Here is a 20,149-nt window from a genome sequence, read left to right on the forward strand (position 1 = left end):
CATGCTGGCGCGCGTCGGCGAGCGCATCGCCGCCGAGCCGGTGCCGCTGCCCGCGCGCATCGACGACCCGGAGCGGTGGGACTACCGCCGCGTCACCGTCGCCGGCCGGTTCCGCCACGACCTGGAGATGCCGATCGCGGCCCGCACCTACGAGGGGCGGATCGGCTACCACCTCGTGACCCCGCTGGAGCGCGCCGAGGGGCCGCCGGTGCTGGTCGACCGCGGGTGGATCCCGGCCGACCGGCTCGACCCCGCGAGCCGCCCGGAGAGCGTGGCGCAGGAGACCGCGACGCTGTCGGGCATCGCCCGGATACCGTCACCGCCGGGCTGGTTCCAGCCCGACAACCGGCCTCGGGACAATGCCTGGTACTGGATCGACCGCGAGGCGATGGCGGCGCGCGCGGGCCTCGGGCCCGTGGCCCCCGTGGTGGTGGAGGCGGGGGCGGGAGCAGGGCAGGAGGGGCTGCCGGTGGGCGGGCGGACGCGGCTCAGCGTGCCGAACAACCATTTGCAATACGCCCTCACCTGGTACAGCCTCGCCGTCGTGCTGATCGCGATCTACGTCAGCTTCCATTGGCGCCGGCCATCCGGGCCGGGCCGTCCGTCGGGACCGTCATGACCGCCTACGAGACCCTCGAGCGGCGTTTCCGCCGCATCTCGGCCCTGCGCGACGCGCTGGGAATCCTGACCTGGGACACGGAGACCGTGATGCCGGCCGGCGCGGCCGAGAGCCGGTCGGAGCAGCTTGCCGCCGTGCGGCTCGCCGCCCACGAGCTGCTGACCGATCCCCGCGTCGGCGGCTGGCTGGACGAGGCGGAGGCCGGCGCCGGGGCGCTCGATGCGTGGCAGGCGGCCAACCTGCGCGAGATGCGGCGCCACCACGTCCATGCGACGGCGGTGCCGGGCGACCTGGTCGAGGCGAACTCCAGGGCCGTGTCGCGCTGCGAGATGGTCTGGCGCGACGCGCGGGCCGGGTCGGACTTCGCGATGCTGCTGCCGAGCCTGTCGGAAGTGCTCGCCCGCCAGCGCGAGATCGCCGCGGCGAAGGCCGAGGCGCTGGGCTGCGCGCCCTACGACGCGCTGCTCGACGAGTACGAGCCGGGCGCCCGGTCGCAGCGCGTCGACGCCCTGTTCGCGGAGCTGGAGGCGTTCCTCCCGGCCTTCCTGCCCCAGGTCCTGGACGCGCAGGCGGCCAGGGCCCCGGCGCTGGAGGCGGAGGGGCCGTTCCCGGTCGAGGCGCAGCGCGCGCTGGCCGTGCGCCTGATGGGCACGGTCGGCTTCGACTTCGAGCGCGGGCGCCTCGACGTCAGCCTGCATCCGTTCTGCGGCGGCGCCACCGGCGACGTGCGCATCACGACCCGCTACGACGAGCGCGACTACACCGCGGCGCTGATGGGCGTCCTGCACGAGACCGGGCATGCGCTGTATGAGCATGGCCGCCCCGCCGCGTGGGCCGGGCAGCCGGTCGGCGACGCGCGCGGCATGGGCCTGCACGAGAGCCAGTCGCTGCTGCTGGAGATGCAGGCCTGCCGCTCGCGCGCGTTCCTGGACCACGCGGCGCCGCTGATGCGCGAGGCGTTCAACGCCGAGGGGCTGGCCTGGGAGCCGGCCAACCTGTACCGCCTCTACACCCGCGTCCGGCCGGGCTTCATCCGCGTCGATGCCGACGAGGTGACGTATCCCGCCCATATCGTGCTGCGCTACCGGCTGGAGAAGGCGCTGATCGCCGGCGCGATGGAGGCGGGCGACCTGCCGGAAGCCTGGAACCTGGGCATGAAGCAGCTTCTCGGGCTCGACGTCCCGGAGGACCGGGTGGGCTGCCTGCAGGACATCCACTGGCCGGGCGGCGCCTGGGGCTATTTCCCCACCTACACGCTGGGCGCGATGGCGGCGGCGCAGCTTTTCGAGGCGGCGTGCACCGCGGAACCCGACCTGCTGCCGGGGATCGCGCGCGGCGATTTCGGCCCGCTGGTCTCGTGGCTGCGCACGAACGTCCACGCGCAGGGCAGCTTCCATCCCTCCACGGACGCGCTGCTGACGCAGGTGACCGGCCGGCCGCTGGACGCCGAGGTCTACCGGCGGCACCTGCGCCGGCGGTACCTGGAAGAGGCGTGACCGCCGAGCCCGGCCCAGCCCCGCTCAGCCCCGCCCGGCGTTCAGCTTTTCGGTGATGCGCTCGAACGCGGCGAGCGTCTCCTCGCTGACATGGTGCTCGATCCCTTCGGAATCGATCTCCGCGACCGCTTCCGCCACGCCGATGGCACGCAGGAACGCCAGCACGATCTGGTGGCGCCGCCGCGCCATGGACGCCATCTCGCGGCCCTGGTCGGTCAGGAAGATCGAGCGGTAAGGGCGCGTCTGCACGAAACCCTCGCGCTGCAGGCGCTGCACCACCTTGGCTGCCGTCGCATGGGTCACGCCCATGTGCTCGGCCAGGTCCACGAGGCGCGCCTCTCCCGTTTCGGCGATCAGATCCTCGATCAGCTCGACGTAGTCCTCGGCCATTTCGGTCTGGTGCGCGTCCCGGATCCGCTGGAAAACGGCCGCGCGTCGGGCTGCACTGGTTGGCGCCGTCACTCCGGTTTCCATCTCCACCCCTTTCGGACACTCTGGCGGAACCGACCCGCATTGACAACTGTTTGTTCCAGCATAAAGTTGTAGCCAGGGCGTGATTATGATGGGGTGGGACGGCATGCGTGCGGCGAAGATCGCGGCCCGGGCCGCCATGAAGGTTACCGCCGTTGCGGCGGTCCTGCTGTGGCCCCCGGCGGCGGAGGCGGACGAGGCGCCGCGCGTGGTCGCGACGACCGGGATGATCGCGGACGTGGCCCGGACGGTGGGGGGCGACTGCGTCCGGGTCGACCAGCTCATGGGGCCCGGCATCGACCCGCATCTCTACAAGGCGAGCGCCGGCGACGTGCACGCGCTCCAGCGGGCCGACGCGATCCTCTATTCGGGCTACGCGCTCGAAGGCCAGCTCGCCGAGGTCCTGGCCCGGCTCGCCGAGCGCAAGCCGACGGTGGCGGTGGCGCCGTCGGCGATCGGCGAGGACGAGGTGATCTCGGCCGGAAACGGCTACGGCATCGACCCGCATCTCTGGATGGACGCGAGCCTGTGGCGGCGGACGGCCCCGGTGATCGCGATGGTGCTCGCCGAGCTGGCGCCGGACTGCGCCGACGCGATGCGGGCGCGGGCGAAGGCCTATGGGGAGCAACTCGACGCCCTGCACGGCTGGATCGCGCGCAGCGTCGCGACCATCCCCGAGCGCCAGCGCATCCTGGTCACCGCCCATGACGCGTTCGGCTATTACGGCCGCGCCTACGGCATCGAGGTCGTCGGCATCCAGGGCATCAGCACCGAATCCGAGGCGGGCGTCGCCGACATCCGGGCGATGGTCGACCTCGTGGTCGAGCGCGGGGTCCCGGCCGTCTTCGTCGAGAGCACGATCAACCCCCGGACCATCCGCGCGGTGGTCGAGGCGGTCGCCGGGCGCGGCCGGGAGGTGGCGATCGGCGGCGAGCTTCATTCCGACGCGCTCGGCGAGAGCGGGACCGCCGGCGGCACCTATATCGGCATGCTGTTCGAGAACACGGTCGCGATCGTCGGGGCGCTCGGCGGCCGGCCGGCGCCGCTGCCGGACGCGCTGCACCCCTGGGCCGGGGCCTGGAACGTCCAGATGGCGGCGGACTGACGCCATGACGGCACCACATCCCGGCGCACCGGAAACCGCGGTGCATGTCGAGGACCTGACGGTCGGCTATCTCGGCAGGCCCGTGCTCTGGGACATCGATCTCGACGTCCCGTCCGGCGTCATGGCCGCCGTCGTCGGTCCGAACGGCGCCGGCAAGAGCACGCTGATCAAGACCATCCTCGGCCTGGTGAAGCCGACCGCCGGGCACGTCGCGATCCACGGCGCGCCCTATCGCCGGCAGCGCCGGCGCGTCGCCTACGTGCCGCAGCGCTCCTCGGTGGACTGGGACTTCCCGACCACCGCGCTCGACGTCGTGACGATGGGCCGGTACGGCCATCTCGGCTGGCTGAGGCGGCCGGGCCGCGACGAGCGCGAGCGGGCGGCGCGCGCGCTGGAGGAGGTGGGCATGGCCGGCCTCGCCGACCGCCAGATCAGCCAGCTCTCCGGCGGCCAGCAGCAGCGCGTGTTCCTGGCCCGGGCCCTGGTGCAGGAGGCGGAGGTCTATTTGCTGGACGAGCCGATGGCCGGGGTCGACGCGACCACCGAGCGGGCGATCGTCGCCCTGCTGCACCGGCTGCGCGACGCCGGCCGGACCGTCGTCGCGGTCCACCACGACCTGCACACCGTGCAGGAGTATTTCGACTGGATGGCGATCTTGAACGTGCGCGTGGTGGCGCAGGGCCCGGTCGCGCAGGTCTACACGCGGGAGAACCTGAGGAAGGCCTACGGCGGGCAGGTGTCGCTGCTTCCCCACGGGACCGGGGAGCGATGAGCGGCCTGCTCGCCTTCCTCGCCGACCACACGATCCGGAACGTCGTCGCCGGCGCCACCCTGCTGGGGGTGGTCAGCGGCGTGCTCGGCAGCTTCGCGGTGCTGCGCCGCCAGAGCCTGCTGGGCGACACGCTGTCCCATGCCGCCCTGCCGGGGATCTGCCTCGGCTTCCTGATAGCGGGCACGCGCGACCTGCCCAGCATCCTCGCGGGCGCGCTGGCGACGTCGGTGCTGGCGGCACTTGCCATGCTGGCCCTGACGCGCTGGAGCCGCCTCAAGACCGATGCCGGCCTCGGCATCTCGCTCAGCGTCTTCTTCGCGCTCGGCGTCGTGCTGCTGACCTACATCCAGGGCACGGGGGCGGCGGGGCAGGGCGGGCTCGATTCCTTCCTGTTCGGCCAGGCGGCGGCGATGCTGCGCTCGGACCTGTGGATCATGGCGGGGCTGACCGGCTTCTCGGTGCTGCTGGTCGCGGCGCTGTGGAAGGAGTTCAAGCTGGTCGCCTTCGACCCGGTCTTCGCGGCGACGCTCGGGCTGCCGGTGGCGGTGCTGGAGGCGACGCTGACGGCGGCGATCGCGCTGGCGGTGGTGGTCGGGCTGCAGATGGTCGGCGTGGTCCTGATGGCGGCCATGGTGATCGCCCCGGCGGTCGCCGCGCGCCAGTGGACGAAGCGGCTCGGCCCGATGGTGATGCTGGCGGCAGCCTTCGGGATGGCGTCCGGCGTCGCCGGCGCGCTCGCGAGCGCCGGCGCGCGCGGCCTCGCGACCGGCCCGCTGATCGTGCTCGCGGCCTCCGCGATCGTCCTGGTCTCGATCCTGCTGGCACCCGGGCGCGGAGTGCTGTGGGGGGCGCTGCGCCGGCGCCGCGACCGGCGCGCCCTCGGCGAGAGCCAGGTGCTGGCCACGCTGCATGCGCTGACGACGCATCACGGCGACCCCGACTACCTCTCGGAGCAGGGCATGATCGACACCTATCACGGCCTGGCGACGCGCGGCACGCTGGCCCGGCTGCGCGCGGGCGGGTGGGTCAGGGCGGTCCGGCACCTGCCGCACGAGGGGCGGCACTGGGAGCTGACGCCGGCGGGGCGCGAGCGCGCGCGGCGCATTCTGGCCGACCCGCGCGCCGAGGCGGGTACCGAGCCGGGCATCGACCGGGACGGCGGCGGGGCGTGATGCTTCAGGAACTCCTCCTCGACATCCCGCTGACGATCATGGCGACCGGCGCGCTGGTCGGCACGGCGGCGACGCTGGTCGGCGTCTTCCTGGTGCTGCGCGGCAACAGCATGCTGTCCGACGCGATCAGCCACTCGATCGTGTTCGGCATCGTCCTGGTCTGGCTGCTGACCCGCCAGCAGAGCGGGCCGGTGCAGATCCTCGGCGCGGCGCTGGCGGGCGTGCTGACGGTGTTCCTGACCGAGCTGCTGGCGCGCACGCGCCGGGTCAAGGACGACGCCGCGATCGGCCTCGTGTTCCCGGCGCTGTTCTCGACCGGCGTCCTCCTGCTCAACGTCTACGCCCGCGACATCCATCTCGACGTGCATGCGGTGCTGCTGGGCGAGATCGGCTTCGTCTGGCTGGACACGGTGACCGTCGCCAGCCTCGACGTCCCGCGCGCCCTGGTCTGGATGGCGGCGGCGGCGGCCGCGAACGGCGCCTTCGTCGTGCTGTTCTTCAAGGAGCTGAAGCTCTCCACCTTCGATCGAGACCTGGCGGCGGCGCTGGGCTTCGCGCCGGCGGCGCTGTCCTACGCCCTGCTGACGCTGACCAGCACCACGGCGGTCGCGGCCTTCGATGCCGTGGGCGCGGTGCTGTTCATCGCCTTCGTGATCGTCCCGCCCTCCGCCGCCTATCTGCTGACCGACCGGCTGACGCACATGCTGGCGATCGGCATCGCGATCTCCGTCGCCTCCAGCGTGCTCGGCTACCACGCCGCCGTCCTGCTGGACGTGTCGATCGGCGGCATGATGGCGGTCGTGACCGGCCTCTTCCTCCTGGCCGCCTTCCTGTTCGGGCCGCGCTACGGGGTGGTCGCCCGGTCCTGGAAGCTGCTCGGCCAGCGCCGCGTCAATGAGAGCCGGCTGCTGGCGCTGTACCTCCACGACCGCGGCGGCGGGCCGCAGGGCGCCGTCGCCGCCGCGCTGCGGGACCGGCTGCGCTGGGACGCCGGCAAGACGGCGGCCGTGATCCGGCGCAGCCGGCGCCTCGGCCTCGTCGCGCCCGAGGGGGAGGTGCTGCGCCTGACCGAGCAGGGCCGCCGCGCCGCGCTCGAGCTGCTGGAGCCGTGGAACGCCGGGTGATCCCGGCGCCGGGGCCATGGGCCGCTCAGCGGCCCGGCAGGGTCAGGGACACCTTCGCCCGGTGCGCCTCCAGCATGAAGGCCCTGGTCATCTGGACGAGATCGGTGCGCCAGTAGAGCTGGTGCAGCGGGTTGGACAGGAAGTCCGGCTCCAGCGAGGCGTAGGCGTAGCACTCCACGGAGCGCAGGTCGCGCCGGCCGGGCTCGACGGCGTCGCGCCAGCCGATCAGCCAGCCGGCATGGGTCGCGCCGATCTGCCAGCGCTCGAAATGCGGGGCGACGGTGCGGGCATCGACCGGTTCCTCCACCGGCACCGTGTAGACGACGACGAAGCGGCGCACGTTGAGCTGCAGGCGCATCGTCAGCGCGTCGCCGAAGGCGCGGATGCGGTACACCGCGTCCGACGTGCCGTCGACATGGGCGATCTCGATCCCGGCGCGCACGACGTCGGCGAGGTCGGGCGGGTAGGCGGGGTTCGACGGCTCGGGCATGTCGTACTCGACCGCGCGCAACGCCTCCGGCATCTGGCGCGTCAGGAAATTCTCGGTCTCGCGCCTGGCCTCGTCGAGCGTCATGGTCCCCTCCTCGGTTCTGGGTTCGCTTCCCCGCGATGAACGGCGGCGCGGCCCGGGCGTTCATCGCGCATTAGGCGGGGGGCACCCCGGAGCAACGCTTGCGGACCCGGCGGCGCGGTCGTTAGTGTAGGCGCCTCGCAGTTGGAGATGGTTCGGCCTTGCGCTACGTCAGCACCCGGGGACAGGCCCCCGTACTTGGTTTCGACGACGTCCTCCTGGCCGGGCTCGCCGGCGACGGCGGCCTCTACGTCCCGGAGTCCTGGCCCGTCTTCTCCGCCGCGCAATGGCGCGAGATGCGGGGGCTGGACTATCGCGGGCTCGCGGTCCGGGTGATGGAACCCTTCGTCGAGGGCGCGCTGCGCCGCGACGAGCTGGCGGCCCTGGTGGATGGCGCATACGCGACCTTCGCGCATCCGGCCGTGACGCCGCTGGTCCAGGTCGACCACCGCCTGTGGGCGATGGAGCTGTTCCACGGCCCGACGCTCGCGTTCAAGGACGTGGCGCTCCAGCTCCTCGGCCGGCTGTTCGACCACGTGCTGCGCCGCAGGGGCGAGCGCATCACGGTGGTCGGGGCGACCTCGGGCGATACCGGGTCGGCCGCGATCGAGGCGTGCCGGGACCGGGACGCGATCGACGTCTTCATCCTGCATCCCCGCGGCCGGACCTCGGAGGTGCAGCGCCGGCAGATGACGACGGTGCTCTCGCCCAACGTCCACAACATCGCGGTCGAGGGCACGTTCGACGACTGCCAGGACATGGTCAAGGCGATGTTCAACGACGCGGAGTTCCGCGGCGCGCACGCGCTCTCGGCCGTCAACTCCATCAACTGGGCCCGCATCATGGCCCAGATCGTCTACTACGCGGCGGGCGCCCTGGCGCTCGGCGCGCCGGACCGGCCGGTCGCCTTCGCGGTGCCGACCGGGAATTTCGGCAACGTCTTCGCGGCCTATGTCGCGCGCCAGATGGGCCTGCCCATTGAAAGACTGATCGTCGGTACCAATACGAACGACATCCTGGCCCGGTTCTTCGCCAGCGGCACGATGTCGACGGCGCCGGTGACCCCAACGATCAGCCCCAGCATGGACATCCAGATCTCAAGCAATTTCGAGCGCCTCCTGTTCGAGCTGCAGGACCGGGACGGCGCCGCGGTCGCGGCCTCCCTGGCCGAGTTCCGGCGCACCGGCCGCTTCGCCGTGACGCCCGCCCAGCTGGAGCGCGCGCTGGCCCTGTTCAGGGGCCACCGCAGCGGCGAGGAGGAGACGGCCGCGACCATCGCCGCCATGTACCGCGACGCCGGCTACCTGACCGATCCGCACACCGCGGTCGGCCTGCACGCCGCCCGGGCCGACGACCTCGACCCGGCCGTGCCGGTCGTGGCGCTGGCCTGCGCGCATCCCGCCAAGTTCCCGGACGCGGTCGAGCGCGCGAGCGGCGTCCGCCCGGCGCTGCCGCCGCACCTGGCCGACCTCTACGAGCGCGAGGAGCGCCTCGCCGTGCTGCCCAACGACCTCGCCGCCGTCCAGGACTTCGTCCGCACCCATACCCGCGTCCAGGCCCGCGTGCAGGCGGGAGGCCGGGCATGACCGTCCGCTCCACCACGCTCGCCAACGGCCTGCGCGTCGTCACCGACGCGATGCCCGGCGTCGAGACCGTGTCGCTCGGCGTCTGGGTCGGCGTCGGGACGCGCAACGAGCGGCCCGAGGTGAACGGCGTCGCCCATCTCGTCGAGCACATGGTGTTCAAGGGCACGCGCCGGCGCACCGCCTTCGAGATCTCCGAGCACATCGAGGCGGTCGGCGGGCACCTCAACGCCTACACGACGCGCGAGCACACCGCGTATTACTGCAAGGTCCTGAAGGAGGACGCGGCCCTCGGCCTCGACATCATCGCCGACATGCTCCAGCACAGCCTGCTCGACGAGGGCGAGCTGGCGCGCGAGCGCGCGGTGGTCCTGCAGGAGATCGGCCAGGCCGAGGACACGCCCGACGACATCGTCTTCGACCGCTTCCAGGAGGCGGCGTTCCCGGACCAGGGGGTCGGGCGCCCGGTGCTGGGCCGGCCCGAGATCGTCGGCGCGCTGCCGCGCACGGCGCTGGTCGACTACATCGGCGGCTATTATTCCGGCGAGCGGATGGTGCTCGCCGCCGCCGGGGCCATCGACCACGACCGGTTCGTCGCGATGGCGGAGGCGGCGTTCCGCGACCTGCCGGCCCACCGGCCGGGGACGGTCGACCGCACGCGCTACGTCGGCGGCGACTTCCGCGAGGAGCGCGACCTGGAGCAGCTCCACTTCGTCCTGGGCTTCGACGGCGTCGGCATCCACGACGAGGACTATTACGCCCATTCGGTGATGTCGACGCTGCTCGGCGGCGGGATGTCGTCGCGCCTGTTCCAGGAGGTGCGCGAGCGCCGCGGCCTGGCCTACAGCGTCCACACCTTCTCCGGCGCCTACGACGACGGCGGGCTGTTCGGCATCTATGCCGGCACCGGCCCCGAGCAGGCGGCCGAGCTGATCCCGGTCGTGTGCGCCGAGGTCCGGCGCGTCGCCGAGGATGCGACCGAGGAGGAGGTGCGGCGCGCGCGCAGCCAGCTCAAGGCCGGCATCCTGATGTCGCTGGAGAGCACCATGTCGCGCTGCGAGCAGCTCGGCCAGCAGTTCCTGACCTTCGGCCGCCATCTGCCGACCGAGGAGATCGTCCGCCGGATCGAGGAGGTCGACCTGGAGGCCGTGCGCAAGACGGCGCGGCGGCTGCGCAGGAGCAGGCCGACCGTCGCCGCGCTCGGCCCGCTGCAGGACGTGGAGGACTATGCACGCATCGCCGCACGGCTCGACTGAGCGCCGCCCGGGCCGGGCCTTCCGGTGCCGGCTCGGGAGGGTTCCTCCTTGATAGGGCTGCTGCGGGGCGGCCTGCTCGGCCCCCCGGCGATCCGGCTGGACGGCGCGCGGGTCTATCTCCGGCCGCCCCAGGGGCGGGACTGGCAGGAATGGGCCGAGCTGCGGCGGGATTCGCGCGCGTTCCTGACGCCGTGGGAGCCGACCTGGCCGGCGGACGCGCTCGCCCGCTCGGCCTTCCTGCGCCGCCTGCGCCGGCAGACGCTGGAATGGCGCGACGACGAGGCCTACGGGTTCCTGGTCTTCGACCGCGCGAGCGACGCCCTGGTCGGCGGCATCGGCCTCAGCAACGTCCGCCGCGGCGTGGCGCAGACCGGAACCGTCGGCTACTGGGTCGGCGAGGCGCAAGCCCGGCGGGGCTTCACCAGCGAGGCGACCCGGCTGGTCGTCGACTTCGCGTTCCACCAGCTCGGCCTGCACCGGGTCGAGGCCGCGTGCCTGCCGACCAACGCCGCGAGCCGCGGCCTGCTGGAGAAGGTGGGGTTCCGCTACGAGGGCTACGCCCGCGGCTACCTGCGCATCGACGGCGCATGGCGGGACCACGTGCTGTACGCGGTCCTGCGCGAGGACTGGGCGGGCTGAGTGGGCGGCCGGTCAGGCGTTCGGGCGGCCGGCCGGTCAGGCGTGGCCGGCCTCGGCGCTCAGCATGAACGGGCTGACGCCGATCTTGGCGATGGCCCGGTCCCATTTGGTCTCGATGTCGCCATCGAACAGCAGGCTCTGGTCGGCGGTGACGTGGAGCCAGCCATTGGCCTGGATCTCGGCGTCGAGCTGCCCCGGCCCCCAGCCGGCGTAGCCGAGCGCCAGCAGGCTGCGGCGCGGGCCGGCGTCCTCGGCGATCGCGCGCAGGATGTCCACCGTCGCCGTCACCGCCACCTCCTCGTCGACCAAGAGGGTGCCGTCGCGCACGAAATCGGCGGAATGCAGGACGAAGCCGCGCGCCGGCTCCACCGGGCCGCCGAAATACACCGGCCGGTCGCGGGCCGAGACGCCGGCCTCGATCCCGAGCTGCTCCAGCAGGTCGGGAAAGTTGATCGCGTCGAAAAGCCTGTTCACCACCAGCCCCATGGCGCCCTCCTCGGTGTGGGCGCAGACATAGATCACCGCGCGCGAGAAGCGCGGGTCCGGCATGTTCGGCATGGCGATCAGCAGTTGCCCCGTCAGATAGTCTGGGCCATCGGTTGCGTCGGTCATGCGCGGCTTTCCTTCCGGTCGGTCCCCGGCGCGGGGGCCGGGACATCAGTCTATCACGACAACAGTTTCGGGCGGCACTGTGCCCCGCGACGGCATGCCACCTATATGGGGGCCACAGGACGTGCGATCCTGATATGGAAAGTGACAGTCCCGGCGGCGAGTGGGGTCCCGTGATCAGGCAACTGGCGGCATCGGCGCTTCTTCTTCTGACGGCCGCCGCCTCCCAGGCGCTGGCGGCGGCGGGGCCGTGGCAGCAGGCGGACATGGTGGAGGCGCGCCTCGTCTCGGCGGTGGAGGCGACGGGCGGGCTCGATCGCGTCCCGCTCGGCCTCCAGGTCCGCCTCGCGCCGGGCTGGAAGACCTATTGGCGCTCTCCCGGCGACGCCGGGCTGCCGCCGGTCCTGGACTGGTCGGGTTCCGCCAACCTGGAGGAGGCGGCGCTGGCCTGGCCGGCGCCCCACCGGTTCACCCTGTTCGGGCTGGAGACCTTCGGCTACGACGCGGAGGTGGTCTTCCCGATCGAGGCGGCGCCGGCGCGGCCGGGCGAGCCCCTCGACCTGAAGGCCGCGGTCGACCTGCTGGTGTGCAGCGACGTCTGCGTGCCGCAGCGCTTCGACCTCGACCTGGCGCTGCCCGCCGGCCCGGCGGCGCCCGGCGACGAGGCGCAGCTGATCGACCGCTACCGGGCGCTGGTCCCGGGGGACGGCACGGCCAGCGGCCTTTCGGTCGAGCAGGTCTCCGTCACGGAGGGCGGGCTGCGGGTCGTGGCCCGGGGCCGCGAGCCCCTGGTCGAGCCGGACGTGTTCGTCGAGACCGGGGCCGGGCATGCCTTCGCGGCGCCCGAGCTGTCGTTCTCCGACGGCGGGCACCGCGCCGTGATCGACCTGCCGCTGGCGCCGGCCTCCGCCGCGGCGGCGCCGGTCGAGCCGGGCCGGCCGCTGGTCCTGACGCTGGTCGACGGCGCGCGCTCGGCCGAGCTGCGCGTGGCCCCGTCGGCGGCTGCCGCCGGGCCGATGGCGGGTGAAGCCGGGGCGCTGCCGGCGATCCTGGCGCTGGCGCTGCTCGGCGGGCTGATCTTGAACCTGATGCCCTGCGTGCTGCCGGTCCTGTCGCTGAAGCTGTTCTCGGTGATCGGCCACGGCGCCGCCGCCCCGGGGGCGATACGGGCGGGCTTCCTCGCCTCGGCCGCCGGCATCCTGTTCTCCTTCCTGCTGCTCGCCGCGGTGCTGGTCGGCCTGCGCGAGGCGGGGGCCGCGGTCGGCTGGGGCATCCAGTTCCAGCAGCCGCTGTTCCTCGCCTTCATGGCCGTCGTCGTGACGCTGTTCGCGGGCAATCTCTGGGGCCTGTTCGAGGTCCCGCTGCCCTGGCGGCTCGCCCGGCTGGCGGGCGGCGGCGGCGGGCGGCCGACCCTGGCCGGGCATTTCGCGACCGGCGCCTTCGCGACCCTGCTGGCGACGCCCTGCTCGGCCCCCTTCCTCGGCACGGCGGTCGGCTTCGCGCTCGCCCGCGGGCCCGCGGAGATCCTGGCGGTGTTCACGGCGCTGGGGATCGGGCTGGCGTCGCCCTATCTCCTGGTCGCGGCATGGCCGCGCCTCGCGGCGCTGCTGCCGCGCCCGGGGCGCTGGATGATCGTGCTGCGCCGGGTGCTGGGCGCGACGCTGGCGCTGACGGCGGTGTGGCTGCTGTCGGTGCTGGCCGTGCAGGTCGGGGCCGCGGCGGCCTACGCGGTGGGCGGGGCGCTGGCGGCGGCGCTGCTGGCGCTGGCGCTGCGCCGCCGGCTGCCGCCGGGCCTGCGCCCGGCCGGCGCCATGGCGGCGGTCGTGCTGGCGCTCGCCGCGCTGGGCGTGCCGGCCGTGCTGGAACGCACGGCGCAGGCGGCTCCCGATTCGGCCGCGGACGCGCGATGGGCCCGCTTCGACCTCGACCAGGTGCGCGCGCGGGTGGCCGAGGGACGGGTCGTGCTCGTTGACGTGACGGCGGACTGGTGCATCACCTGCCGGGCCAACAAGATGCTGGTCCTCGGCCGCGGCGAGGTTGCCCGCCGGCTGTCGGACGACGTGCTGGCGATGCAGGCGGACTGGACGCTGCCCGACCCGGAGATCGCCGGCTATCTCGCGAGCTTCGGGCGCTACGGCATCCCGTTCGACGTCGTCTACGGCCCGGCGGCCCCCGAGGGGATCGCGCTGCCGGAGCTGCTGTCGGAGCAGGCGGTGCTGGACGCGTTCGACCAGGCAGCCGGGCGTCCCGCCACCTGACACTTTTGGTTTTTCGAAGGTGCGCACTTGCTCCCCGGCTCGTAGCGGGGCTATGAGAGGGCACCAATAAACCTGCGGGAGTTCCGAGACGATGGCGATTCAGGCTGGAGAAAAGATTCCGTCGGTGAAGCTCAAGCATCTGACCGAGAACGGAATGCAGGAAGTCGACACCGCCGACCTGTTCGGCGGCAAGAAGGTCGTCGCCTTTTCGGTTCCGGGCGCCTTCACGCCGACCTGCTCCGCCCGGCACCTGCCCGGCTTCGTCGATCATGCGGACGAATTCAAGGCGAAGGGCTACGAGGTCGTGTGCCTCGCGGTCAACGACCCGTTCGTGATGGACGCCTGGGGCAAGTCGGCCAACGCGTCCGGCAAGGTCCAGATGCTGCCCGACGGCAACGGCGAGTTCACCCGGGCGCTGGGCCTGGAGATGGACGGCTCGGGCTACGGCCTCGGCCAGCGCGGCCAGCGTTTCGCCCTGGTCGCGGAGAACGGCGTGGTGAAGCAGCTCTTCGTCGAGAAGCCCGGCGCCTACGAGGTGTCGAGCGCCGAGAACCTGCTGAAGAACGTCTGATTTCCGATGCCATCTCTCCCGCCCCCGGGCGGGAGAGGTGGTCGTCGCATCGACCTGCGCCTGCGCCTGCGACGAAGCGTTCCCGGCCGAAGGCTAGCCCCATTCCTCGTAGAAGGCCCGGGCTTCGGGACAGGATGCGACGTAGGCGGCCACGGCATCGCTCTGGGCCCGTATCCGCCCACGGCGTATCCGCCTGGCTTCGCCGACCGCAAGTTCAAGCAGGTACGCGGACAGGCTGATGCCCCGCTGTCCGGCCACCTCCTCGAGCGTCGACCGGACCTGGTCGTCCAGCCGCACGGAAATCACCCGTCGCATGGCTGCTACCGCCGTCCTTCCTCGTTCAGGCCCTTGCGGGCGAGCGCGTCGGCGCGTTCGTTCTCGGGATGGCCGGCGTGGCCGCGCACCCAGTGGAACTCGACGTCGTGGCGGCGGCTGGCCTCGTCCAGGCGCTGCCAGAGATCGACGTTCTTGACCGGCTTGCGGTCGGCCGTGACCCAGCCGCGCGCCTTCCAGGCGTGGATCCACTTGGTGATGCCGTCGCGCAGGTACTGGCTGTCGGTGTGCAGCCGCACCTTCACCGGCCGCTTCATCGCCTCCAGCGCCATGATCGCGGCCAGCAGCTCCATGCGGTTGTTGGTCGTCGCCGGCTCGCCGCCGCACATCTCCTTCTCGACGTCGCCCCAGCGCAGGATCGCCCCCCAGCCGCCGGGCCCGGGGTTGCCGCTGCACGCACCGTCCGTATAGATGTCGACCACGATCAGGGGGGGCATGACCTAGTCCAGTCCATAGGCGCCGGGACCCCGGACCTGCTGGTGGAAGCGCAGCTTGTGCAGGTATTCCAGCGGGTCCTTGGGGCGCACGAAGGCGCCGGCGGGGTGGTTCAGCCAGTCGTAGAGGCGGGTCAGCAGGAAGCGCAGCGCGCTGCCGCGCGCCAGCCAGGGCAGCGCGTCCAGCTCCTCGCGCAGGAACGGGCGCACCCGGCGGTAGGAGCCGAGCATCAGCCGCGCCTTGGTCACGTTGAACTGGCCATCCGGCTCGAAGCACCAGGCGTTCAGGCAGACCGCGACGTCGTAGGCGAGCTGGTCGGTGCAGGCGAAGTAGAAGTCGATGAAGCCGGTCAGCGTCTCGCCGCGGAAGAACACGTTGTCGGGGAACAGGTCGGCATGGATCACGCCCGCGGGCAGCCCGGTCGGCCAGGAGGCCTCCAGCGCGTCCAGCTCATCGGCGAGCTGGGCCGCGAGGCCGGGCTTGACCTCGTCGGCGCGCTCGCGGCACGCCTCGAACAGCGGCCGCCATCCCGCGAGCGACAGGTTGTTGGCGCGGCGCATCGGGAAGTCGGCGCCGGCCATGTGCATGCGCGCCATCGCCTCGCCGAGGCCGGCGCAGTGGAACGGCGCGATGCGCCGCGGCCACATCCCCGACAGGAAGGTCACGATCGCCGCCGGGCGGCCGCACAGCTCGCGCAGGGCCCTGCCGTCCGTGCCCTGGAGCGGCAGCGGGCATTCGACGCCCCTGGCCGAGAGATGCTCCATCAACGTCAGGAAGAACGGCAGGTCCTCGCGCCGGACCCGCTTCTCGTACAGGGTCAGGATGTAGGTCCCGGTCTCCGCGACCAGCATGAAGTTGGAGTTCTCGACGCCCTCGGCGATGCCCTTGCACGACAGCACGGCGCCGATCGCGTACTGGGCGGCGAAATCGGCGAGATCCTCGTCCGAGACTTCTGTGTAGACGGCCATGGGCGAGCCAGTAGCCCGATTCCCGGGCGCGGGTCAATCGGCAAGGGGTACGGGGGCGTTCTGGTCGAGCAGCACGCGCGGCAGCTTGAACGCCACGTCCTCGACGCCGACCGTGACCTCCTCGACCGTGACGTCGAAGCGCTCGCGCGCGGCGGCCAGGACCTCGCGGATCAGCACGTCCGGGGCCGAGGCGCCGGCCGTGATGCCGAGCGTGCGCACGGGGCCGAGCCCGTCCCAGTCGATCTCCGTCGCCCGCTGGACCAGGCGTGCGGCCGGGCAGCCCTGGTTGCGCGCGACCTCCACGAGGCGCATCGAGTTCGAGGAGTTCGGCGCCCCCAGCACCAGCAGCGCGTCCGCGCGCGGCGCTATCGCCTTGACGGCCATCTGCCGGTTGGTGGTCGCGTAGCAGATGTCCTGCTGGCGCGGCCCGTGGATCTCCGGGAAGCGGGCCTTCAGCGCCTCGACGATCGCGGCCGTGTCGTCGACCGACAGCGTGGTCTGGGTCACGTAGGCGAGCCGCGAGGGGTCGGGCACCTCCAGCCGGACGGCCTCGTCGACGTCCTCGACCAGGACGACCGCGCCGGGGGGGAGCTGGCCCATGGTGCCGACCACCTCGGGATGGCCGCCATGGCCGATCAGGACCACCTGCCTGCCCTCGGCGTGGTGGCGCTCGGCCTCGCGGTGGACCTTGCTGACCAGCGGGCAGGTCGCGTCGACGTACAGCAACTCGCGCCGGCGCGCCTCGGCGGGCACCGACTTGGGCACGCCATGGGCGGAGAAGATCACCGGGACGCCGTCCGGCACCTCGTCCAGCTCGTCGACGAACACGGCCCCCTTGGCCTCCAGGTCCTCGACCACGAAGCGGTTGTGCACGATCTCGTGGCGGACATAGACGGGGGCGCCGTACTTCTCGAGCGCGACCTCGACGATCTGGATCGCGCGGTCCACGCCGGCGCAAAAGCCGCGCGGGCTGGCGAGCAGGACGGTGAGCGGCGGTCTCGGCATGGCAGTACCCCGGAAGAAGCATCGGCGGCCCGGCTTGTGCCGGCCCGGTCAGGTCACTAAAGTCGCGGAGCGCGCATCGAACCACGACCGAGAGACGGCCCCGTCCATGCACACCCGACCCGAACCTAATATGGGAACGCCCGCCAGGAAAGCCCGTGCCGCCGTCGCGGCGAAAGCCCGTGCCGCCGTCGTCGCGGCATTGGTGCTCCCGCTGCTGGGCGCCTGCTCGAGCCTCGGGCTCGGCGGCGACGAGGAGGCCGAGGCCGTCCCCGCCGAAGCGCCGCGCTGCCCCGTCATCGAGTTCGTCAGCGGGGCGGAGGAGGTGACCCAGTTCCGCGAGGGGCCGGGCCGCGACCTGACCGACGTCACCAGCCGCGCCGCCTTCGCCGACTTCGCCGGCGGCTGCCGGCCCGGCGAGGGGCGCGTCGAGGTCGACCTCAACCTCGTGCTGGCCGCCGAGAAGGGGCCGGCGCTCCAGGGGACGGACGCCGGCTACCGGTATTTCGTCGCGGTCGCCGCACCGGACGGCGGCATCCTCGCCAAGCAGGAGTTCGACACCGGCGTCACCTTCCAGGGGGCGCAGCGCCGGGCCGGTTCGATCGAGGAGCTGACGCAGACGATCCCGGTCGCCGAGGGCGCCCGGCCGGAGGACTACCGCATCCTGGTCGGCTTCCAGCTCACCCCCGACCAGCTCCGCTACAACCGCGAGCGCCGGCTGCCCTGAGCCGGCCGCCCGCGCCTCAGGCCGCCGCGGCGAGGCGCAGCAGCCAGGGCAGGGCGAGGAGCACCAGCACGGTCGAGACCAGGGCGGCGGCCCCGGTCCCGGCCGGCCCCTTGGACGGGCCGGCGAAGACGGGCAGGGCCGCGGCTACCGGCATCGCGCCGCCCAGCACGAGGGCGGGCACGGCATCCCCGGGGACCGGCAGCAGCATCACGGCCGCGAAGCCGGCCGCGGCGCCGAGTGCCGGGCGCAGCAGCCCCGGCAGCAGCGCCCGGCCGATCCCCGTGACGCCGGCGCGCGCCAGCGACGCCCCCAGCAGGACGAGCAGAAGCGGCGCCGCCATGGCGCCGAGCAGGTCGGTGACGCCGGTGGTCCAGGCCGGGACGCCGAGCCCCGCCCAGGACAGCGCCATCACCAGCGCCACCGCCCAGAGCGGCGGGGAGGCGAGCAGGGCGCGCCCATCGATCCGCCCGGCGGCGAGCCACGCCCCCACGCTCGCCTGGCTCGCCAGCACCAGCGCCGCGAAGGCGACCGCATGGACGAGGGCGCCGCCGCCATGGGTGAACTGGACCAGCGGCACGCCGAGCAGGGCCGCGGCGGGATGCATCACCGCCGGCAGCAGCGCGCGCACCGGCTGGCGCAGCAGGGCCAGGAGCAGCGCGCCGGCCAGCGCCGCCAGGGCCAGGGCCGCGGCCCCCGCCAGCAGGCCGGACGCGAGCGCGCCGGCGCCCACGGGAGTGCGCGCCTGCGCCGACAGCATCAGGGCGGGCAGGGCGATCCAGGCGGCGAGCGCGGCGGCCGTGCGCTCGTCCACCGGCAGGCGCAGCAGGACGAGGAGAGCCCCGACCGCGGCGCAGCCGAGCACGGGGATCAGGAGAGGGAGGTGGTCGAGGAAGGGCATGAAGACCCTTGTAACCCGACCTACCACCTTCGGGGAATACGGGCCGGGCCGTTCCCGCCTTCATCGCCGCGATTGACTTTCCCACCGGGCCGATTAGCTTAGGGCCACACGCTGACGACCCCTCGCGGGAGAGACCGGCCCCGGGCCGGCGCCGAAGGAGCAACCGCCCCGGAAACTCTCAGGCAAAAGGACCGCAGGGGGAAGCACTCTGGAAAGCAGGCGGAACCGGCAGCGGGGCCGCCTCACCGACGGAGTAAGCCGGGATCGCAGGGCCCAGAGGGGGTCTCCCGGTGAATCTCTCAGGGTCCGCGACAGAGGGGGCGACAGCCGTGCTCCATGGCACGGTCAACCCTTGTCGGAGGACCCCGTGGCCGATTCCGAACCCGTTCCCGGTATCAAGACGACGCCTCTCCACGCGCTCCACGTCGAGCTGGGGGCGAAGATGGTGCCGTTCGCCGGCTACGACATGCCGGTGCAGTACCCTGCCGGCATCATGAAGGAGCACCTGCACGCCCGGGCGGCGGCCGGCCTGTTCGACGTCTCGCACATGGGCCAGGTCCGCCTCACGGGAGACGGCGGGGCGGCGGCGCTGGAGACGCTGGTGCCCGGCGAGATCCAGGCGCTGGGCGAGGGCCGCATGCGCTACTCGCTGCTGCTGAACGGGCGGGGCGGCATCCTCGACGACCTGATGATCACGAATATGGGCGACCATCTGTTCCTGGTCGTGAACGCCGGCTGCAAGGAGCAGGACATCGCGCATCTGCGCGAGCACCTGCCGTCCGGCATCGGCGTCGAGTACCTGGGCGACCGGGCGCTGCTGGCGCTCCAGGGCCCGCAGGCCTCGGCCGTGCTGGCGCGATTCGCGCCCGCGGCCGCGGCGATGAAGTTCATGACCGCGCTCGAGACCGAGGTCGCCGGGGTCCCGGCGCTGGTCACGCGCTCCGGCTACACCGGCGAGGACGGCTACGAGATCTCGGTCCCGGATACGAAGGCCGAGGAGGTGGCGCGCCGCCTCCTGGCCGAGCCGGAGGTCGAGGCGATCGGGCTGGGCGCGCGGGACTCGCTGCGGCTCGAGGCCGGGCTGTGCCTCTACGGCCACGACATCGACGAGACGACGACCCCGATCGAGGCCAACCTGGCCTGGACCATCGGCAAGCGCCGCCGGGCCGAGGGCGGCTTCCCCGGCGCGGACGTCGTGCTGGCCCAGCTCCGCGACGGCCCGGCGCGGCTGCGCGTCGGCATCCGGCCCGAGGGGCGGGCGCCCGCGCGCGAGCACACGCCGGTGACGGACGCGTCCGGCGCCACGGTCGGCGAGGTGACGAGCGGCGGCTTCGGGCCGACGGTCGGCGGGCCGGTCGCGATGGGCTACGTGCCGGCATCGCTGGCCGAGCCGGGCACGGCGCTGGGCCTGAGCGTCCGGGGCAAGACGCTGCCCGCCCAGGTGGCCCAGCTTCCTTTCGTGCCGCAGCGCTACTACCGCGGCTGAGCGACACGGCTGAGCGGCACGGCCTGCAGGCACGGCCGACACAACGTTTTTTCC

Annotated in this window: 21 protein-coding genes and 1 riboswitch; of the genes, 13 read left to right on the forward strand and 8 right to left on the reverse strand. The window is 72.9% G+C overall.

Features of this window, described 5'->3' with window-relative positions; all coding sequences use genetic code 11:
* Both VGO20_RS01685 and VGO20_RS01690 read left to right on the forward strand, forming a co-directional pair.
* Window positions 1–619 (forward strand): SURF1 family protein (locus tag VGO20_RS01685; protein ID WP_327500548.1); only part of this gene is annotated, 619 nt, incomplete at its 5' end.
* Window positions 616–2,115, forward strand: a complete 1,500-nt coding sequence (locus VGO20_RS01690) for a carboxypeptidase M32 (RefSeq protein WP_327500549.1) — start codon at window positions 616–618, stop codon at window positions 2,113–2,115. The genes VGO20_RS01685 and VGO20_RS01690, both read left to right, overlap by 4 nt.
* Window positions 2,116–2,139: 24 nt before the next feature.
* Here VGO20_RS01690 and mntR read toward each other — a convergent pair whose 3' ends face one another.
* Window positions 2,140–2,589, reverse strand: a complete 450-nt coding sequence (mntR, locus tag VGO20_RS01695) for a manganese-binding transcriptional regulator MntR (protein WP_414639762.1) — start codon at window positions 2,587–2,589, stop codon at window positions 2,140–2,142.
* Between the two features lie 103 nt (window positions 2,590–2,692).
* Between mntR and VGO20_RS01700 the strand changes: the two genes are divergently transcribed.
* The 4 genes from VGO20_RS01700 to VGO20_RS01715 are packed head-to-tail and all read left to right on the forward strand — an operon-like array spanning window position 2,693 to window position 6,759.
* Window positions 2,693–3,691 carry a metal ABC transporter solute-binding protein, Zn/Mn family gene (locus VGO20_RS01700; protein ID WP_327500551.1) on the forward strand — a complete coding sequence of 333 codons (999 nt, stop codon included), beginning with the start codon at window positions 2,693–2,695 and terminating at the stop codon, window positions 3,689–3,691.
* Window positions 3,692–3,695: 4 nt separating this feature from the next.
* Complete coding sequence (aztA, locus tag VGO20_RS01705; protein ID WP_327500552.1) at window positions 3,696–4,463, forward strand: zinc ABC transporter ATP-binding protein AztA; 768 nt, start codon at window positions 3,696–3,698, stop codon at window positions 4,461–4,463.
* Complete coding sequence (locus tag VGO20_RS01710; protein ID WP_327500553.1) at window positions 4,460–5,635, forward strand: metal ABC transporter permease; 1,176 nt, start codon at window positions 4,460–4,462, stop codon at window positions 5,633–5,635. The genes aztA and VGO20_RS01710 overlap by 4 nt, the downstream gene beginning before the upstream one ends.
* Window positions 5,635–6,759: a metal ABC transporter permease gene (locus tag VGO20_RS01715; RefSeq protein WP_327500554.1), complete on the forward strand. Its 1,125-nt coding sequence runs from the start codon at window positions 5,635–5,637 to the stop codon at window positions 6,757–6,759. Before VGO20_RS01710 ends, VGO20_RS01715 begins: the two co-directional genes overlap by 1 nt.
* Before the next feature lie 25 nt (window positions 6,760–6,784).
* On the opposite strand, the gene VGO20_RS01720 is transcribed toward VGO20_RS01715, so the two are convergent.
* Window positions 6,785–7,333, reverse strand: coding sequence for a hypothetical protein (locus VGO20_RS01720; RefSeq protein ID WP_327500555.1), 549 nt, complete (start codon window positions 7,331–7,333; stop codon window positions 6,785–6,787).
* Between the two features lie 158 nt (window positions 7,334–7,491).
* On the opposite strand from VGO20_RS01720, the gene thrC reads away from it, so the two are divergent.
* The 3 genes from thrC to VGO20_RS01735 are packed head-to-tail and all read left to right on the forward strand — an operon-like array spanning window position 7,492 to window position 10,808.
* On the forward strand, window positions 7,492–8,916 hold the full coding sequence (thrC, locus tag VGO20_RS01725) for a threonine synthase (RefSeq protein WP_327500556.1): 1,425 nt from the start codon (window positions 7,492–7,494) through the stop codon (window positions 8,914–8,916).
* On the forward strand, window positions 8,913–10,169 hold the full coding sequence (locus VGO20_RS01730) for a M16 family metallopeptidase (RefSeq protein ID WP_327500557.1): 1,257 nt from the start codon (window positions 8,913–8,915) through the stop codon (window positions 10,167–10,169). The genes thrC and VGO20_RS01730 overlap by 4 nt, the downstream gene beginning before the upstream one ends.
* A 48-nt stretch (window positions 10,170–10,217) precedes the next feature.
* Complete coding sequence (locus VGO20_RS01735; protein WP_327500558.1) at window positions 10,218–10,808, forward strand: GNAT family N-acetyltransferase; 591 nt, start codon at window positions 10,218–10,220, stop codon at window positions 10,806–10,808.
* A gap of 36 nt (window positions 10,809–10,844) precedes the next feature.
* Here VGO20_RS01735 and VGO20_RS01740 read toward each other — a convergent pair whose 3' ends face one another.
* Complete coding sequence (locus VGO20_RS01740) at window positions 10,845–11,420, reverse strand: YqgE/AlgH family protein (protein WP_327500559.1); 576 nt, start codon at window positions 11,418–11,420, stop codon at window positions 10,845–10,847.
* Between the two features lie 170 nt (window positions 11,421–11,590).
* Here VGO20_RS01740 and VGO20_RS01745 point away from each other — a divergent pair, with 170 nt between their 5' ends.
* Window positions 11,591–13,675, forward strand: coding sequence for a protein-disulfide reductase DsbD family protein (locus VGO20_RS01745; RefSeq protein ID WP_327500560.1), 2,085 nt, complete (start codon window positions 11,591–11,593; stop codon window positions 13,673–13,675).
* A gap of 91 nt (window positions 13,676–13,766) precedes the next feature.
* Complete coding sequence (locus VGO20_RS01750; RefSeq protein ID WP_327500561.1) at window positions 13,767–14,246, forward strand: peroxiredoxin; 480 nt, start codon at window positions 13,767–13,769, stop codon at window positions 14,244–14,246.
* Between the two features lie 93 nt (window positions 14,247–14,339).
* Here VGO20_RS01750 and VGO20_RS01755 read toward each other — a convergent pair whose 3' ends face one another.
* From VGO20_RS01755 to ispH, 4 genes are read right to left on the reverse strand one after another with little or no spacing between them, the layout of a single operon-like run.
* Complete coding sequence (locus tag VGO20_RS01755) at window positions 14,340–14,561, reverse strand: hypothetical protein (RefSeq protein WP_327500562.1); 222 nt, start codon at window positions 14,559–14,561, stop codon at window positions 14,340–14,342.
* A gap of 5 nt (window positions 14,562–14,566) precedes the next feature.
* Window positions 14,567–15,016 carry a ribonuclease HI gene (rnhA, locus tag VGO20_RS01760; RefSeq protein WP_327500563.1) on the reverse strand — a complete coding sequence of 150 codons (450 nt, stop codon included), beginning with the start codon at window positions 15,014–15,016 and terminating at the stop codon, window positions 14,567–14,569.
* A 3-nt stretch (window positions 15,017–15,019) separates the two neighbouring features.
* Window positions 15,020–15,982: a homoserine kinase gene (locus tag VGO20_RS01765; RefSeq protein ID WP_327500564.1), complete on the reverse strand. Its 963-nt coding sequence runs from the start codon at window positions 15,980–15,982 to the stop codon at window positions 15,020–15,022.
* 33 nt (window positions 15,983–16,015) lie between these two features.
* Window positions 16,016–16,987 carry a 4-hydroxy-3-methylbut-2-enyl diphosphate reductase gene (gene ispH / locus VGO20_RS01770; RefSeq protein WP_327500565.1) on the reverse strand — a complete coding sequence of 324 codons (972 nt, stop codon included), beginning with the start codon at window positions 16,985–16,987 and terminating at the stop codon, window positions 16,016–16,018.
* A 130-nt stretch (window positions 16,988–17,117) separates the two neighbouring features.
* Here ispH and VGO20_RS01775 point away from each other — a divergent pair, with 130 nt between their 5' ends.
* Window positions 17,118–17,711 carry a hypothetical protein gene (locus VGO20_RS01775; protein WP_327500566.1) on the forward strand — a complete coding sequence of 198 codons (594 nt, stop codon included), beginning with the start codon at window positions 17,118–17,120 and terminating at the stop codon, window positions 17,709–17,711.
* 16 nt (window positions 17,712–17,727) lie between these two features.
* Here VGO20_RS01775 and VGO20_RS01780 read toward each other — a convergent pair whose 3' ends face one another.
* On the reverse strand, window positions 17,728–18,609 hold the full coding sequence (locus VGO20_RS01780; protein ID WP_327500567.1) for an AEC family transporter: 882 nt from the start codon (window positions 18,607–18,609) through the stop codon (window positions 17,728–17,730).
* Between the two features lie 115 nt (window positions 18,610–18,724).
* Window positions 18,725–18,813: riboswitch (glycine riboswitch) on the forward strand.
* 163 nt (window positions 18,814–18,976) lie between these two features.
* Here VGO20_RS01780 and gcvT point away from each other — a divergent pair.
* Window positions 18,977–20,095: a glycine cleavage system aminomethyltransferase GcvT gene (gcvT, locus tag VGO20_RS01785; protein ID WP_327500568.1), complete on the forward strand. Its 1,119-nt coding sequence runs from the start codon at window positions 18,977–18,979 to the stop codon at window positions 20,093–20,095.
* Window positions 20,096–20,149 lie beyond the last annotated feature (54 nt).

The sequence above is a fragment of the Arenibaculum sp. genome (genome assembly GCF_035998295.1).
Taxonomy (GTDB): Bacteria; Pseudomonadota; Alphaproteobacteria; order Azospirillales; family Azospirillaceae; genus DASYHS01.